Raw genomic sequence first — 16,482 nt, 5'->3', positions numbered from 1 at the left:
AAACCTTAATATACTATGGGAGGCCTAGCGCCTCCCATTTATTCATTTATCTGGGTAAACTGAATGACAAACTCACCGCTTCTTCAATGCCACAATGCCACAAGTAACATCACAAACAGTACCAAACAGCAGCGTTGCCAAAACATGATTGGATTTTTTTCAATTATCGGTAATGCGCGGTGCTGACGACTGTCCAAACTTGGCGCCTCTAACTCACTCACAAACTCCGACACTTCTAACTGCCTTTTGTCAGGTCGTAAATCACAGCCCTTTTTAATGCAGTAGTCCACCCAGTTAGGAACATCATCCCTATGGCTTGCTAGTGGCACATACTGGAGACTCTGCAATTGCTTGGACGTGTGGCATTTCGCTATGCCTGTTCCATAAGGTAGCTTTCCTGTCAGCATCTGGTAGGTGATAACGGCTAAAGAAAACAGATCCGATTGACTGCTACCAACATCTCCCAAAAAGTACTCAGGTGCGCTGTACTGCGCCGTGCCCATGATTAATGATGGTCTAGTATCTGTTTCGACAAGTCCAGCCACACGAGTAGCACCAAAATCAACCAGCATCACCGTGCCTTGCGCGTCAATCATGATATTGGCAGGACGAAGGTCTTGATGGACCATTTCTTGTCGGTGCATAGCTTGGAGTCCCTTTGCAACCTGCGCCACTATTCGACGCACTGACTCTAAGTCTGGCTCTGGGTTGTCGAGCATCCAACGCTCCAATGTGCTCCCTTTTATAAAGTCACTGACAACATACAAAGCCGTTTTTGGGGCGTCCAGTTTGGGAAAGGACAATAAATGTGGGTTTCGTACTCGCTGCCCTACCCACTCTTCCATCAACAGCGCTTCAATCGCTGTTTGATCATGGCTCAGTTCTGTCGACAAAACTTTCAGTGCGTATAGCCTGTCGTCATTTTCCTGTTTCCGTGATGCTAAAAATACGTGACTTCGACTACTGACATACAATTCTCGAATCAGCTCAAAGCCATCAATGGAATGACCGACAGCGGCCTGTTTTGGTGCTTTAAGCCCTTGCATTTGCAATTCATGAAAGCTGGCACTAGGTAGTTGTTTAACCTCAACCACCACCGCGCTAAGGTTATCATTGCTTCCATTTTTTAACGCCAAACTCACTAGTTGCTGTGCACAGTCGTGGGCGGACAGTTGGCTCATTAAATCAACAATATCTTGCTCTGACACAAAATCAAACACGCCGTCGCTGGCCAACAGAAACGAGTCTCCGACAGAAATAGACTGTTCATGGAAATCTAGATGTATCTGCGAATGCAAACCCATTGCGTTAGCAAGATAGCTCTGAGTTGTTTGATAGGTTCGATGATCTTGAGTTAACTGAGTAAGAATTGCGTGTTTATCTTGTAATGGCGCTGCCAAATGATAGATACGACTGTCGCCACAATGAAATATATACGCAGTATGAGATTTAATAATTAACGCACTTAGCGTGCACACATAACCGGTATTTAAATCAAACCGCGACTCTGTTTTCATCGATTGCGCATGCAACCATGCGTTTGTCGCACTTATCACTTTAAGCGCCGAGTTTTTTGTAGACCAAGCGTCTGGAGTCGAATAATAGTCATTAGCGAGGGCGGCAACCGCAGTTTGACTCGCTTGGTCACTGACTAAACTACTGCTAATACCATCTGCAACGGCAAAAACGGCCCCTTTATTTTGAATTACCGGCTCTTTAGGGATTACCGAAACAATCGCATCTTGATTGACCGGTTTATTACCCTTATTGGTCGCGCTTCCAACGTATAACTCTAACGACTGACTCAATAGGCCTCCTAGCACTTTAGGTAGCAATGAAAATAGAAAAAGGGGCAATGCCCCTTCTTAATTAATCGCAAAGCGGTCGCTATTATGAAGACAAGCTTGCTTTTGCCGTTGTGTTAACCTTGCGCACAGGATTGGTTTTTACGTGCGTCCAGTAAAGTGGTAAACCAACCAGTAAGAAGCCACCAACAAGATTACCTAGGGCTGTAGGGATCTCGTTCCAAATAAAGTAGTCAACAACCGTAAATTCGCCACCCATAATCATTGAGAACGGGAACAAGAACATGTTAACAATCGAGTGTTCAAAGCCCATAAAGAAGAACAGCATAACCGGCATCCACATCGCAGCCATTTTTCCGCTCACAGATGTAGAAATCATCGCGCCAACAACACCCATTGACACCATCCAGTTACATAACATGCCGCGAATGAAAATGGTCATCCAGCCCGCAAATCCGTGCTCCTGATAGCCAAGTGTACGAGACTCACCAATTGAACTTACTTTGGCCGCTAATGTTCCGCCATCTGTGTTGTAACCGTATGTCAAAATGAAAGAAGCAAAAAAGGCCACGGTTAACGCACCAGCGAAGTTGCCAACAAAGACTAATCCCCAGTTTCGTAGCATTTGATCGACAGTACACCCTGCACGCTTGTTAAGTACTGCAAGCGGTACCAGCGTAAACACACCGGTTAGCAAGTCAAACTTCATTAGATATAGCATGATAAACCCGACAGGGAACAACATTGCTCCCACTATTGGCATGCCAGTTTGTACAATAACAGTAATGGCGAAAAAGGCTGCTAACCCGAGTATCGCTCCCGCCATAAAAGCCCTAACTAGTGTATCTTTGGTCGACATAAAGATTTTTTGTTCGCCAGCATCAACCATTTTGGTGGCAAACTCTTTTGGTTCAATATAGGACATGTTAACTCTCCCTGTTAGTCCGTCGATCTCATCTGGAACATCTTGTTACTAAACAGGGTATTGCCAATCTCATGCCATAATATCATAACGTTATAATACAACAACTTACTGATTTAACATTAAACACAAAACATCACAATGGTGCAACAAATCATTGACAGTGCGTTAAAGTGCACCAATCGAATGCAGAATGCGGTACTCTCATTCGTAAGTATTAGCAGCAACGGTGAAAAACCAATGACTCGAACAGTGGTGTCTAAGTGGGAGACACAAAAAAAGGCCTTTCGGCCTTTTAATATCAATGTGCTGTTTATAAGTACTCACACAAGTAAGCTGTGGGTTGCTCAACCTTTAGATCAAAATAGGAGTTTTCTTCTACATTAAAGCTTTGACCGTCCGCAAAAGTCGTCCACTCGTTAGCACCTTCAAGTTTTATCGTCAATGCGCCGCTAATGACACTCATTTTTTCTGCAGCCGCTGTATCGAAGCGATACTCACCTGGCATCATCACTCCGACGCTTTTAGGGTCACTTTGCTGAGTAAAACCTAAAGACTGAACACCACCATCAAAATACGTATTATGCTTAATCACTTCTCTTCCTTGATTGTTTGTAACCCCTCATTTGTATATCAAATAAACGTCAAACTCAACGGACAACGATTGATCACTCTAAAAATCAGGCAAAAAAAAACCAACCGCTAATTTGCGATTGGTTCGATTAAGTCTATTCGACCTATTGTGTGAACAATGTACATTCACTAACAACGTCAGTTGGCTAGGTGACTTCAACAATAAGATTATCGAAGTCACTGATATATATTCATAAACTGTGCCAATAATTACAAACGATATTCGCTCAATTATTGAGCGATATTTGAGCTATATTAACATTTTATTCATCTGGTTACATAATACTTACAGTTGTAATTGCATTATGCGGCGCCATTGTTGCATAATGCAATACACAAGAGACCTTAGAAGACTTCATTCACGTGGAAATAAAAGGCTGTTTCATCTTCAGCAAACCCAATGTCGGCCCGAACATTAACTTTATCTTTGATGGCAAAACGAAAACCGGTTCCATAGGTTGTAAGCACATTGTCACCCAATTGATTTACTTCTGGTGCTACGGAGCCTACTCCGCCCCAAAACACCATACCTAAGCGCCAATAAACGGGTACTCGATACTCCACTTGGGTCATTGTCATTTGGTTATCTCTGTACCGCCCTTTTAGGTAACCTCTCATGGCATTATCCCCGCCAAGGTCTGGTAGTCGGTTCCAAGGCACCTCTCCACTAGTAAACTCTCCTTGTACTTGCCATGCAAGTAGACCAGGAAAGGATCCCAATGCATGATACTGAGCGTATTCGGCGCTGTACTCCCCAAACCATTTGTCCGTTTCAGACGAGTGATAAGCACCAGCTTGCAAATCAAATAGAACGCCTTGCGTAGAGTTCGCCACATTGTCGCGTGAGTCATACACGCCGCTTATTGAGCCGCCCCAGCTTACGTTAGGATAGAGATCCACAGCATGACTCATATCCTCTCCATCCATTTCTGCTGAGAAGTCTGTCGCGCGCGTGCTGTTGTAGTTCAACCCAACACCTAAGAAGTAGTTATTCGCCACTCGTTTTAGCCATGAAGGTTCTGCGATAAACGCTCGCTCAGCGAAATTGAGTCGGTTATTTTGGTCCTGACCTTGTTGATAACCCACGCCATAATACGCACCAGCATCATCGTAAATCTCCATATCTAGATACAACCGGTGAGAATCGTTTGGATAAAAGTGTCGGTTTTCGATGGTGATACCCTTCGAGCCATTTGACGAGTAATAAGGGTTTAAGATCAATGTAGATGGCTGAGTCGTTCCGCCATGTGTACTTCCATACAAGCCAACGTATAAAAGACCAATACCTGCACCTTTTTCTGGTGTGTAGTAAATGGCGGGGATGTAACTTGAGTCCATACCTGCTGACTCGTCATATTGTTCCTCGGCGCCAAATACTGCCATCACATCGTCCATGGCACCCGTCACTGCATTTGGCTCATGCTCAAAGATAGGCGTTATATCGTCTGCATAGAGTGCCGTCGACACTAAACTAGTCGCGAGTAACACGCTGACCGAAAAATATTGCGCTTTAAGATTAAATAAAAGCAAAGCCAAGTCCTTTTAATTAAGATCGCTGTATTGTAAAACATTCACCTCAGTTTTACCTTAATCAAAACAAATGCTGATATGCTAACCATAACTCAACTAAAATAAAGTATTGCCATGACACACTTTTACCCAATTGGAACAGCCAATACCCCTTGGACCGCCGCAAATAAATCTCAATGGTTTGAGTCGCAAAGCATTAAAAGAAGTTATCTAAAAGAAGTGTTGGAGCCGCTTAATCAACTGTCTGATACGTACACTGTAGAGCAATATGGCGCTCTCCCCATTGATGCTGACCGTTATCCGCTGATGGTCCTTAAGTCAAAAAATTGGATAAAGGACCTCCCCACCATCCTCATAACTGGCGGTGTGCACGGCTATGAAACAAGTGGTGTTCAAGGTGCGTTACTGTTTGCTAAACAAACGGCTCAGCACTATGACGCTTTATTTAACTTTGTCATTGTGCCGTGCGTGAGCCCTTGGAGCTATGAAGTGATCAATCGCTGGAACCCAAACGCCATTGATCCGAATCGTTCGTTCTACATCGACTCCCCCTCAGAAGAGTCCGCCTACTTAATGGAGATGGTTGCCGCTCTTTCTACCGAGGTTTATGCGCACTTCGATCTCCACGAAACCACAGATTCAGATGAAACTGAGTTTCGTCCGGCACTGGCAGCTCGCGATGGGAAAGAGTATGAAGCGGGTATGATTCCAGATGGATTTTATACAGTAGATAACAGTGACGCGCCTTGTGACTCACTGCAACAGGCAATTATTGACAGTGTCCGTGAGGTTACTCATATTGCGCCAGCCGATCATAATAATCAGATCATTGGCTCGGACGTTGTGCAAGAAGGTGTTATCCGTTACCCACTCAAAGCCCTGTCACTGTGTGCAGGTCTGTCTGGCGCTCGTTTTTGCACCACGACGGAGGTTTATCCTGATAGTCCTAAGGTTGATGCAAACAACTGCAATTTAGCTCAAGTGGCAGCGATTGAAGGCGCACTGAAATACCTTTCGAAGCAAATGTAACTTGAGAGCCCTCTTTATGAGGGCTTTCTCTATTTGAGATGACGCATCACAAGTATTGTGTCTCTTGTTTCAAAATCACTGCGACGCGTTAAGCCAATCATCTCGTTTAATAGAGTAAATGGCATGATCGACTAACCTACCGTTAAAATTTTCGCAATGAGGCAAGGTCCCTTGTAACTGAAAGCCTAAGCGCTCAGCGACTCGTCGACTATTCCTATTCTCGGTTGCGGCAGCAATCGTCACCACAGCCAGTTCCATCTTTACGAAAGCAATGTCTAACATGGCATTCACGGCTCTGCTCATGATGCCTAGCCCTTGCTTCTCTTGCGAAAGCCAGTAGCCAATTTCTGCTTTTTTTAGTGTAAACGACACACTGTTAAACGAAATATTACCGACGAATTCGCCTTGATAAAAAATCGAACACACCATGGATTTTTGAGAGGCGTAGTCGTGTAAAGATTGTTCGATAAAAGCGCTGAAATGTTCCTCTTTTGTACAGTGTGGAGGCCATAATAACCATTGAGATAAGTACTCTCTCTGCGCAGAAACGAGTCGATGTATCGTTGGCGCGAACGTAGGGTGAATCAGCTGTAGCTCTAAATCATTGTCAATTGTGTAAGAAAACATAAGTCATTCCATAACTGCGGTTAGCTCAAAGTAATCCATCGGTTAAACAAATGCAATTTAGAGACAATTATTGATCCAGCGCATGACCTTGCACGCACGACTCGCGTTAAGTAATAGTCATACAAATTGCTCCACACCATTAAAAGAGGCCAATCGCCAATATGATTTCAATTAACCGTGACCGTCTAGTTGACCATTTCATCTCGTTAGTAAAAATCGACAGTGAATCAGGTAACGAGCTTGCCATTGCTACCACGCTTGATAAAGAGCTCACTGAGCTAGGGTTTGACGTAACTGCTCTGCCTGTACCAAGTGACATTTCAAATGGCTTCAATATCTACGCAAAGTTACCGGGGAAATTGGAAGGTAGTGTCGTGGTGAGTGCGCACATGGATACAGTCGCTCCTGGGCAGTCCATTGAGCCTATTATTGAAGACGGCATCATTCGCTCGAAGGGAAACACCATATTAGGCGGTGACGACAAGTCTGGGATTGCAGCAATTATGGAAGCGGTTCGTATTCTGCAAGCCAATAACCTTGAACACCAAACGCTAGAATTGGCCTTCACCGTATATGAAGAAGGCGGCCTTCACGGTTCAAAGCATTACGATATGAGCAAAATTGAGTCGCAGCAAGCTATCGTGCTTGATTCAGGCGGCCCTATTGGCACCATTATTACTACTGCACCTGGGCAACAAAACTTAAAAGTTACCATCACTGGTAAACCTGCCCACGCTGGCTTAGCCCCAGAAACGGGCATTAACGCTTTAACCGTTGCCGCCGATGCCATCGCGCAAATGAACCTTTCTCGCATCGACGAAGAAACGACGGCAAACATTGGTGTTGTTCGTGGTGGTGAAGCGACCAACGTTGTGATGCCGAGCTTATACATTGAAGCGGAAGCTCGTTCTCTCAATGACCAAAAACTTGCCGAGCAAGTAGACCATATGGTTGCAACGTTCGAAAAGGCAGCATCGTGTCACGGCGCCGACATTGACATCGAGTCTTCTCGTTCGTACAACGCGTTCCACATCGAGCATGACCATCCGTTCATTCAAAAACTGATGACCTCCTTTACGGCGCTGGATATCGAACCTCTACTGGCGTCCACTGGCGGTGGTAGCGACGCAAATATATTCAACGAAAAAGGATTGGTCACGGCGAATCTTTCGACTGGCATGGCAAAAGTCCACACCACTGAAGAGTACATTGCCATTGATGATATGGAAAAAATCACTCAATTCTTAACCAGTTACCTTAGTAAATCGTGATCTAGATTCCTAAATCAATAACGCCCTGATATAGTCAGGGCGTTTTTTTTTGCATTCAGTAATATAACCGTCTTGGGATCTAATTTTTCGTTTAATGAGACAGACTGAACCCAAAGACCCGAGTATTCTTTTGACAATCACCTTTGTTAGCTGGTAATTCTTTTTAGATGAACTATTTAAATACGTTTTTTAAGGGTATGGCGATGGGCGCAGCCGATGTCGTTCCTGGTGTATCGGGTGGAACCATTGCCTTCATAACCGGTATCTACGATACCCTACTCGACAGCATTCGACGAATATCTCCCAAAGTGCTAGTGATGTGGAAAAAAGAAGGGTTTAGAGCCGCATTCAATTACATCAATGGCCCTTTTCTACTTGCGCTGTTTAGTGGCATCTTATTAAGTATATTAACCTTAGCTAAAGGGATCACTTGGGCGTTAGATACGCACCCTATTCCCGTGTGGTCGTTCTTTTTTGGTCTTATCATGGTGTCGGTGTGGCACATTCTACGGCAGGTTAAAATCGCTCATTTAGCGCAATGGATGGCGTTGCCCGTAGGGATGTTTTTTGCCTACAGCATCACCATTTTAAATCCGTTATCCATGGATCCAACCAGCCTCAATATTGTCATTGCGGGCTCAATCGCGATTAGTGCCATGATATTGCCTGGTATCTCTGGAAGCTTTATTTTGCTATTGCTTGGCATGTATGCGCCCATATTAGCCGCAGTGAAGAGCTTCGACATTGTGAGCTTACTTTTGTTCGCGTCAGGTTGCGTGATTGGCCTACTATCATTCTCGCACCTACTGTCTTGGTTACTTAAGCAATACCGCGCTATTACCCTCACATTTTTGGTGGGGTTGATGATTGGCACTTTGCCAAAAATCTGGCCATGGAAACAGACTCTGTCATTTCGAACCAATTCGAGTGGCGAACAGGTGCCGTTAATCCAAGAGAATCTTACCCCTCAGCAGTTTGAAGCGTTAACCGGTAATCCATCTCAGATCCTCATTGCCGTATTAATGATGTCTGTCGCCATAATTTTGGTATTAGCTCTAGAGAAGTGGGCTGAAAGATGAGTAAACAGCAAGCAATCCTTAGTAAACTTGGCCTTGTCGTTATAGTGTTTGTCTTAGGTTATGGCTTAGCTGAACTGCCCAACCTGCTAGACCGTCACAACGAGACCGTTGAGATAGAATCATTGTGCCATATGACTACCTCAGAGTGTCGCTGGGATGCTACAAGTGCCGTATTAGCGCAGGACGTTGTTAAGGCAATGCAGCCAACAACGATAACCGCAACATGGCCAAATACAGACGCGGACAGAATTAGAGTCTCTCTAAAGGGTGTAGAGATGGAGATGGGTGAGCCTCGCTTTGTGCTCAACCGTACTCAAGCAAACACGTTTACAGGTGATTTACTTCTTCCAGTTTGCACCTCGGATGCAATGACTTGGGTTGGCGAAATTAATGATGGGCACAGTAGCCACACTTTTAAATTAAGCATGGAGCGTTAATGTGAGTAAAAATTGGACGTTAGTTCTGGTGGTTGCCTTTGCTCTGGGGTTTGCAACCAAACTTTATTTTGATGGCCAGCAAGAAATCACCCACCAGCAAGCTCAGCAAGGCAGTGCGATGGTGGTTGGTAATGACGGTGTGATCAATCTCTTCGACCCACAAGACAGCCGTATTCGCATTCTCTATTTTGGATTTACACGCTGTCCAGATGTTTGCCCGACTTCCCTAGCCATGTTGTCGGGTGCCTATAATCAGCTCGACGATGAGACCCTTAATCAGTATTACCCCGTTTTTGTAACGCTGGATCCGGAACGTGATAAGGGCGAAGATGCTCACAAGTACTCTCAGTACTTTCATCCACGTTTTAGCGGTGTCGCTGGCACCACGGAAGTCACCGAAGAGTTGGCCAAACGCTACGGCGTTATTTACCAAAAAACAGAGCTGGAAGACTCGGCGCTAGAGTACAGTATTGACCATAACTCTTATTTCTATTTTGTTGATAACGAAGGTAAACTTATTACCAAGGTGCCTCATACGCTTTCGCCAGACCCAATAAAAGCAGCTATGCTGCAACTGACTCAAGACGCAAAAGAATAAGGAAATCACTGTGCGCAAAGGACTCGTTTTATTTTCAAGCCTGCTGTTAACATCGCTTTCTGTTCACGCATCAAATACCTTAATGATTGATGGTGCTTACGCGCGTGCTACACCACCTAATGCCCCAACCTCGGCGGTTTTTTTTACAGCGCATAACCATAGTGATTCCTCTATAGATATAGTGTCTGCAACGACGCCTGCCGCAAAAAAAGTTGAGCTACATACTGTAGTGATGGACGGTGACGTAATGAAAATGCGACAGCTAGACGCACTGACAATCGACGCTTCTGGTGAGCTAGTATTAAAACCTGGTAGTTACCATGTGATGTTGTTTGAACTGACCCGCGAGTTTGTAGAGGGCGACGACATCGAAGTGACACTGTCACTTAGCAATGGTGCAACACAAACCATTGTCGCTCCAATCAAAAAAGTCATGGCGGGTATGAGCCACCACAAACACTGATAGAACTATAAAACCTTTACGAGATCAATTGTTATGGTGTTTATATCAATTTACATCTTGCAAAGGTTTTTTACTGCTATAAAGCTGTGATAGACTCGCAGCGTTTAACACGTTCCACATATTAGGAGGACAAGAATGATTGTATTCAACCCAAAGCGCCACGAGAGTAAGACAGGCCTTTAATTTCTATTACCCCTCTCCATCTCTCTTCGGTGCATGTGCTGGGCTTCGCCCAATTTTTAGCGCATTGATTGCGCACACATTTAATTTATGGCATCGAAACCAATGACAAACAATTCAAATACTAACCAGTCTCTAACCCTTCGTCAGTTAGGCTGGCAACCGTTTTTTCAACAACAACTCACACTCAATGATTACGATGGAAACATTGTTGCGCGCGTCACGGCTCACCACCGTTCGCAATATAATTTGATCACAGAGCAAGGCGAAATAAGCTTGGCTATTCACGCCGACTTCCCCTCGCTCACTGTTGGTGACTGGATTATTTTAGACAGTGAACAACGCTTTGTGCGTGAGCTAGATAGGTCTTCATTCTTTAGCCGCAAGGCTCCAGGAAGTAAGGTTGCACGTCAATACATTGCAGCCAATGTCGATACGTTGTTTATCGTCTGTTCACTCAATCAAGACTTCAACCTAAGTCGAATTGAGCGCTACCTTGTATTAGCAAACGAAGCTCAAGTAGAGCCGGTTATCGTTCTAACCAAAGCAGATTTGTGCGACGACGTCGATGAGAAAAAGGCCCAAGTACAAAGTCTCGACCCTCTATTGAGGATCGAGTCTGTTAATGCGCTTAGTCAAGAGGACGTATCTAAGCTAAACCAATGGTGCAATGCAGGGCAAACCGTTGCGTTTCTTGGCTCCTCTGGCGTTGGAAAGTCGACATTAGTCAACAGCTTGATGGGTGGCGAAACCCAAGCCACTGGCGGGATCCGTGAAGACGACAGCAAAGGCCGTCATACTACGACGTCTCGCTCAATTCATTTCCTACCCACTGGCGGCGTTCTCATTGATACTCCTGGAATGAGAGAGTTGCAACTTGCCGACAGTGAACATGGCGTAAGTGAGACATTTTCGGATATCGAAACATTGGCTGAACAATGCCGTTTCAGTAATTGCCATCATGAAAAGGAACCAGGTTGTGCTATTCAAGCCGCATTGACCGCGGGCGAAATAGACCAACGAAGACTTAATAACTACTTTAAGCTATTGCGAGAGCAAGCAAGAAATGGTGCCTCTTTGGCAGAGCTTCGCTCCAAGAACAAAGCTCTGGGTAAAATGTATCGCTCTATTCAAAGTGAATCTCGTCATCGCAAAAAAGGGTTCTAAACTTCATTTATCTGACGTTTAAGAACTAAACCGCCCAGTGTTAGCGCCGTCATAGGCGCTAACGCTTTTAAACACTTTCAGAAAGCAGAAAAACCCATCTCTGGTCTACTATTGTCACCTTTCCAGCCTCAGCCGATTTAATTCCATTAACCAAAGCAATTAACTGATCATTCTTGCTTGTTGTAATCTCTAATAGGGCCGTTAAAGATTTTCTAGGTAGAACAACTATCTACGGCAATCTTTGCCTTGCTCTTAGCGATTTTTCCGGCACAATTTTCTGACCAGTTAATTTCTTCGATTGTTATAAGTCCAGATTCAAAAGGCTATTTCAGGCGTCGTATTGCTAAACACTGTATCGCAGCAGACAACGAATTAAGCGCACGTATCATCTGTAAATAGTTATCGTTTTACACTGGCAATTTACGACTAAAAACACTAATGTGGAATGTCACACTAGTGTTTTTAGTAACAAGGACAGTCACTTGAGTGCGTTCATTGCAGGTTTTTCTCTAGGCCTTTCTCTGATTTTAGCCATCGGTTCTCAAAATGCGTTTGTATTGAAACAAGGGCTAAAAAGACACCACGTATTTGCCGTGTGCTTTGTATGCGCACTCTCTGACGCGCTGCTAATATCAGCCGGTGTGGCCGGTTTTGGTACGATAGTCCAACAATTTCCTACCATAGAAGCCTTCGCCCGATATGGTGGCGCTCTATTTTTAACCGTTTATGCGCTACTCAGTTTTCGTTCGGCTTTTACCCAAAAGCACGCCATCCAAACCAAAGATCAACCGACAACATCACTGGTAAAAACGATCTCTGTTGCGCTCGCGTTTACTTGGCTTAATCCCCATGTCTATCTGGATACCGTTGTGTTGCTTGGCTCTATTTCAACCCAGTATCAACCACACCATTTTGTCTTTGGTGCGGGCGCAGTGTGTGCCTCTTTTTTCTTTTTCTTTAGTCTTGGGTATGGGGCTCGTTTACTTGCGCCTGTATTTGAAAAACCACGCTCTTGGCAAATACTAGAAGCACTCGTTGGCGTGATTATGTTGGCCATTGCCTACAGTTTAGTGACGGGTTAGATGACTACTATGGATACTGTCACCTTAACGGGATACATTATTGTACCGTCAAAGCAACTTGCACAAGTGCGCGCCGCGATGGTTAGACATATACAACTTACTCGCCAAGAAAGTGGCTGTTTGTCGTTTACTATTTCTCAAGATCAGGCAAACCCTCAAAAGTTCTATGTTAACGAGTCTTTTGTCGATAAAGCGGCTTTTGAGTTTCATCAAAGTAGAGTGAAGCGTTCGTATTGGGGACGAGTGTCGCAAGACGTAGAGCGACACTATAAAATCAATGGGCTCGATGGTGACAAGTCCAACAACAAGGATCGTTAACTGAGTTTTTCGCCTAAGGAGTGAACATATGGACATTAAATCGGGTGTGCTTCAACACCCACAAATCATAAGCTTGTTGGAAGAGCACCTTAGCGATATGCACGCAACCTCTCCAGCCGAAAGTGTCCATGCACTAGACCTTACTAAACTCAGTACGCCCGACATCAGTTTTTATAGTGCATGGCATGGAGATACTTTGCTTGGCTGTGCTGCCATTAGCCAGCATTGTGACAAAATGGCAGAGATCAAATCGATGCGAACGACCCAAGCATCGCGTAACAAAGGTGTGGCTAAAGCTCTTCTCAACCACCTTATTGAGACCGCAAAAAATAGAGGCTATGACGAACTCTATCTTGAAACAGGCACAATGGACTACTTCAAACCAGCCAGAACGTTGTATCAATCTTTTGGCTTCACGCCCTGTGAACCTTTCGCCGACTATCAACACGATCCCAATTCGACACATATGGTGCTATCGCTGACTAAAGCCTGATCCCTTCTATTGGCGTCGATTATGTGTTGTGACTCGAAAAAGCCTCGTTAGAAACTGAGTAAGCTACTCTCGTGTCCAAGTATTGTGAATTGGAGAGAAAATGCCGAATACACACCTTTATACAATTCCGCCTATCCGATGGTTTGTCCTCGGCCTTATTGTCTTGGGCTTTTCAGTGCCAACACTGCTGTATTTGTTCGCTGAGTCACTAGACAATGGTATTCCATCATATTGGTCTTGGTTGATCGGTGCCTTAGGGTTTCAACTGGCTTTTCTGATGGTTAGCTTGGTATTTATAAGGTGGCATAAACTCAATACTAACGCGCTGTTTGGCCGACCAGTGTTAAACGATGTTGGAGTCGCAGTAGAGTTCTCCTTTGTTAATATCGCACTCACTTATGTTGTCCTGTATGCCTTGTACTTTCCGCTGTCATACTCGGCAGACTATCAAGGTTGGGTTATAAGCCTGTTGTTAGAAGCACCATCAATCATCCTATTTGATGGTAACCATTTTCCTATCTTCGCCAACCTGGTGTCTTTTGTATCTATTGTGGTGTTCGCTCCGCTGATAGAAGAGTTTGTATTTAGAGGGATCATATACGCACGCCTTAGCCAAAAATACACGTTTTGGGTTGCTGTATTCGTATCGTCGCTATTGTTTGGACTTTTGCATGGCGAAGTGTTCAGTGCCGCTCTATTTGGTGCTCTGTTATGTTACAGCTATCAAAAATCGGGGCGATTAATTGTACCTATTCTCATTCATTCGCTCAACAACCTCGCCGTCTGGCTGGTTATGGCTTGGGACGCGATGGTTCACGGTAAACCTACACTCTATTCACTCACGCAGTTTCAGTCTGAATGGCGCTATGGTTTATATGCAGCATTCGCTATTTCGGTATGGGCCATCTACTGCTTGGCTCGCAAGTCGACGCTGTTTTCACTACCAACCACCAACACTTCTAATAGCGTATCAACCTCACAGCAAACGGAGATAGTGTGAAGGAAATTATCTTGTATACTGCTGCCGGCTCCAATTGTAGCCAGCGCGTCGAATGGGTACTCAATTACAAACAAATCCCCCACGCAAAGATCGACGTAGGAGAAAGCGAGCGCTGGGAACAATACCTACACATCAACCCCATGGGTTACGTACCTTGTCTATCGCTAAGTGGCGTTATCATTCCAGAATCAATGGCGATCATCGAGACGTTAGAAGAAGGATACCCAACCCCAACAATATTGGGCAGCAATTGGCAACAACGAGCTGAAGTTAGGGCGATGTGCGAGTTCGTTAACGGTAGTTTGCACATGCCGCAAAACCGAACCATCCTTTCATTATTGCGCCCCGACTTAGACGAGTCAGCAAAACAGCCGCTACGCGTTGATTTCTTATCTCGTCAGCTGACAACACTCTCTCCTCGTTTATTTAAACAAAGCCAGTTTGCAATAGGCGAACAGTTTACGCTCGCCGATATCTTTGTCGCATCAATCTACAAAAAAGCCTTACAACACGGCATGGCCCAGCAGACACCCTATCAAAATCACATAAACCATTTACGCAAGATTACTGCTGTTGCAGATGCTGAGCCAAACTAGATTAATGGTTGAAAACCGAGCAACATAGACAGTATGCTATTGTAATGCTTGTTTATTTTAGATAGGACGGTCATGATTTTAGCAAGGGAAATGCAGCCTGACGACTACAACAACGTCATTACTCTTTGGCACGATACCAGTGAAATGCTTTTGCGCGATGCGGATTCAGAGCAAAACATTCACCGTTACCTAAAACACAACCCAGGGCTTAGTTTTGTATTGTGTGACAGCGCCAAAATAGTCGGGGCAATACTGGTAGGAACTGACGGTCGTCGTGGCTACGTTCAGCACCTGGCAATTGCATCGACTCACCGCGGTCAAGGATTAGGAAAACAACTGCTAAAGTGCGCGATAGTCGCTTTGCAAAATCAAGGCATTGATAAAACACATCTGTTTGTTAATCAAGACAACGCAACCGCACAGCAGTTTTATCAAAAGCTAGGATGGGTACGAAGAGAAGAAGTTAGAATGTACTCCCACAATGCGTCCAGCAACCATAACGTTTGAGAGGTAGTTATAATGACAATGCCCGTTCAATTTGCACGATGCCATTGCGGTACGGTAGAGCTCAAACTGACTCTACCTGAAGGTTTAAAAGATCCTAGGCGTTGCACCTGCTCAATGTGCCGAAAACGGGGAGCCATTGCAATATCGGTCGATCTTGAGCACTTAGAGATTGTGCAAGGGACCGACAACCTTACCCTCTATCAGTTCAATACCATGACAGCAAAACATTACTTTTGTAAAACCTGCGGAATTTACACTCACCATCAGCGACGATCCAACCCACATCAGTTTGGTGTTAACGCCGCATGTGTGGATGGTGTGCAGCCCTTCGAACTTGAACCCGTTCGCTATGTCGACGGTGTCAATCACCCAAAGGATAAACCATGACAACGATTAAAGCCGTTTTGTTTGATTGGGGCGATACCCTAATGGTGGATTATCCTCAATTCGGCGGAAAAATGTGCGATTGGCCGAAAGTAGAGGCCGTCGAAGGAGCGTTAGACGGATTGAAACGGCTGTCTAAACACTGCCCGCTGTATCTTGCAACCAATGCCCAAGAGTCAACGGTAGACGATATTGAATTAGCTCTCGACCGGGTTGGTTTACTGCCCTATTTAAGAGGCATATTTTGTAAAAGTATGATCCGTACCAGCAGTATCGGACACCGAGTTAAGTGAGTAAAATCACTAACGAGGTGAATCAATGTCCATTAAGAAAACGAAACGAACTCGACACACAGAAGAAT

20 protein-coding genes are annotated in these 16,482 nt (G+C 44.7%); 15 read left to right on the top strand and 5 right to left on the bottom strand.

Annotated elements, in window-relative coordinates; all coding sequences use genetic code 11:
- Nucleotides 1-83: 83 nt before the first annotated feature.
- The 4 genes from ST37_RS01005 to ST37_RS00990 form a co-directional block, all read right to left on the bottom strand.
- Nucleotides 84-1,808: a bifunctional protein-serine/threonine kinase/phosphatase gene (locus ST37_RS01005; protein WP_172400901.1), complete on the bottom strand. Its 1,725-nt coding sequence runs from the start codon at nucleotides 1,806-1,808 to the stop codon at nucleotides 84-86.
- Between the two features lie 82 nt (nucleotides 1,809-1,890).
- Entirely contained in the window at nucleotides 1,891-2,730 is an 840-nt protein-coding gene (locus ST37_RS01000) for a formate/nitrite transporter family protein (RefSeq protein ID WP_084882734.1), read from the bottom strand.
- A 310-nt stretch (nucleotides 2,731-3,040) separates the two neighbouring features.
- Nucleotides 3,041-3,322 carry a pyrimidine/purine nucleoside phosphorylase gene (locus ST37_RS00995; protein WP_084882732.1) on the bottom strand — a complete coding sequence of 94 codons (282 nt, stop codon included), beginning with the start codon at nucleotides 3,320-3,322 and terminating at the stop codon, nucleotides 3,041-3,043.
- Between the two features lie 383 nt (nucleotides 3,323-3,705).
- Entirely contained in the window at nucleotides 3,706-4,890 is a 1,185-nt protein-coding gene (locus tag ST37_RS00990; RefSeq protein WP_084882729.1) for a BamA/TamA family outer membrane protein, read from the bottom strand.
- A 114-nt stretch (nucleotides 4,891-5,004) separates the two neighbouring features.
- Here ST37_RS00990 and ST37_RS00985 point away from each other — a divergent pair, with 114 nt between their 5' ends.
- Nucleotides 5,005-5,919, top strand: coding sequence for a M14 family metallocarboxypeptidase (locus tag ST37_RS00985; RefSeq protein WP_084882726.1), 915 nt, complete (start codon nucleotides 5,005-5,007; stop codon nucleotides 5,917-5,919).
- Nucleotides 5,920-5,994: 75 nt separating this feature from the next.
- Here the strand turns inward: ST37_RS00985 and ST37_RS00980 are convergent, their stop codons facing one another.
- Nucleotides 5,995-6,546 (bottom strand): GNAT family protein, encoded by a 552-nt coding sequence (locus tag ST37_RS00980; RefSeq protein ID WP_084882723.1) that lies wholly within the window; start codon nucleotides 6,544-6,546, stop codon nucleotides 5,995-5,997.
- 161 nt (nucleotides 6,547-6,707) lie between these two features.
- Here ST37_RS00980 and ST37_RS00975 point away from each other — a divergent pair, with 161 nt between their 5' ends.
- The 14 genes from ST37_RS00975 to ST37_RS00910 all read left to right on the top strand — a co-directional run bounded on the left by ST37_RS00975 (nucleotide 6,708) and on the right by ST37_RS00910 (nucleotide 16,414).
- Nucleotides 6,708-7,817: a M20/M25/M40 family metallo-hydrolase gene (locus ST37_RS00975; protein ID WP_084882720.1), complete on the top strand. Its 1,110-nt coding sequence runs from the start codon at nucleotides 6,708-6,710 to the stop codon at nucleotides 7,815-7,817.
- Between the two features lie 167 nt (nucleotides 7,818-7,984).
- The gene (locus ST37_RS00970; protein WP_084882717.1) at nucleotides 7,985-8,896 is read left to right on the top strand and encodes a DUF368 domain-containing protein; all 912 of its coding nucleotides are present in this window, start codon (nucleotides 7,985-7,987) and stop codon (nucleotides 8,894-8,896) included.
- Nucleotides 8,893-9,333 carry a hypothetical protein gene (locus tag ST37_RS00965; protein ID WP_084882714.1) on the top strand — a complete coding sequence of 147 codons (441 nt, stop codon included), beginning with the start codon at nucleotides 8,893-8,895 and terminating at the stop codon, nucleotides 9,331-9,333. Before ST37_RS00970 ends, ST37_RS00965 begins: the two co-directional genes overlap by 4 nt.
- A gap of 1 nt (nucleotide 9,334) precedes the next feature.
- Entirely contained in the window at nucleotides 9,335-9,931 is a 597-nt protein-coding gene (locus ST37_RS00960) for an SCO family protein (protein WP_084882711.1), read from the top strand.
- 82 nt (nucleotides 9,932-10,013) lie between these two features.
- Nucleotides 10,014-10,394, top strand: coding sequence for a copper chaperone PCu(A)C (locus ST37_RS00955; protein WP_084883431.1), 381 nt, complete (start codon nucleotides 10,014-10,016; stop codon nucleotides 10,392-10,394).
- 285 nt (nucleotides 10,395-10,679) lie between these two features.
- Nucleotides 10,680-11,741, top strand: coding sequence for a ribosome small subunit-dependent GTPase A (rsgA, locus tag ST37_RS00950; protein WP_084882708.1), 1,062 nt, complete (start codon nucleotides 10,680-10,682; stop codon nucleotides 11,739-11,741).
- Nucleotides 11,742-12,223: 482 nt separating this feature from the next.
- Nucleotides 12,224-12,823 (top strand): LysE/ArgO family amino acid transporter, encoded by a 600-nt coding sequence (locus tag ST37_RS00945; RefSeq protein ID WP_084882705.1) that lies wholly within the window; start codon nucleotides 12,224-12,226, stop codon nucleotides 12,821-12,823.
- A gap of 9 nt (nucleotides 12,824-12,832) precedes the next feature.
- On the top strand, nucleotides 12,833-13,141 hold the full coding sequence (locus ST37_RS00940; RefSeq protein WP_084882703.1) for a putative quinol monooxygenase: 309 nt from the start codon (nucleotides 12,833-12,835) through the stop codon (nucleotides 13,139-13,141).
- Between the two features lie 28 nt (nucleotides 13,142-13,169).
- Nucleotides 13,170-13,634 carry a GNAT family N-acetyltransferase gene (locus ST37_RS00935; RefSeq protein WP_084882700.1) on the top strand — a complete coding sequence of 155 codons (465 nt, stop codon included), beginning with the start codon at nucleotides 13,170-13,172 and terminating at the stop codon, nucleotides 13,632-13,634.
- Between the two features lie 100 nt (nucleotides 13,635-13,734).
- Nucleotides 13,735-14,634 (top strand): CPBP family intramembrane glutamic endopeptidase, encoded by a 900-nt coding sequence (locus tag ST37_RS00930; RefSeq protein ID WP_084882697.1) that lies wholly within the window; start codon nucleotides 13,735-13,737, stop codon nucleotides 14,632-14,634.
- Nucleotides 14,631-15,230: a glutathione S-transferase N-terminal domain-containing protein gene (locus ST37_RS00925; RefSeq protein WP_084882696.1), complete on the top strand. Its 600-nt coding sequence runs from the start codon at nucleotides 14,631-14,633 to the stop codon at nucleotides 15,228-15,230. Before ST37_RS00930 ends, ST37_RS00925 begins: the two co-directional genes overlap by 4 nt.
- Before the next feature lie 72 nt (nucleotides 15,231-15,302).
- On the top strand, nucleotides 15,303-15,737 hold the full coding sequence (locus ST37_RS00920) for a GNAT family N-acetyltransferase (protein WP_084882693.1): 435 nt from the start codon (nucleotides 15,303-15,305) through the stop codon (nucleotides 15,735-15,737).
- 12 nt (nucleotides 15,738-15,749) lie between these two features.
- The gene (locus tag ST37_RS00915) at nucleotides 15,750-16,124 is read left to right on the top strand and encodes a GFA family protein (protein ID WP_084882691.1); all 375 of its coding nucleotides are present in this window, start codon (nucleotides 15,750-15,752) and stop codon (nucleotides 16,122-16,124) included.
- On the top strand, nucleotides 16,121-16,414 hold the full coding sequence (locus tag ST37_RS00910; protein ID WP_084882688.1) for a hypothetical protein: 294 nt from the start codon (nucleotides 16,121-16,123) through the stop codon (nucleotides 16,412-16,414). The genes ST37_RS00915 and ST37_RS00910 overlap by 4 nt, the downstream gene beginning before the upstream one ends.
- Nucleotides 16,415-16,482 lie beyond the last annotated feature (68 nt).

Origin of the sequence: Vibrio sp. qd031, assembly GCF_002100145.1 — a bacterium.
Taxonomy (GTDB): Bacteria; Pseudomonadota; Gammaproteobacteria; order Enterobacterales; family Vibrionaceae; genus Vibrio.
This window is presented reverse-complemented; position numbering and strand designations above follow the sequence as displayed.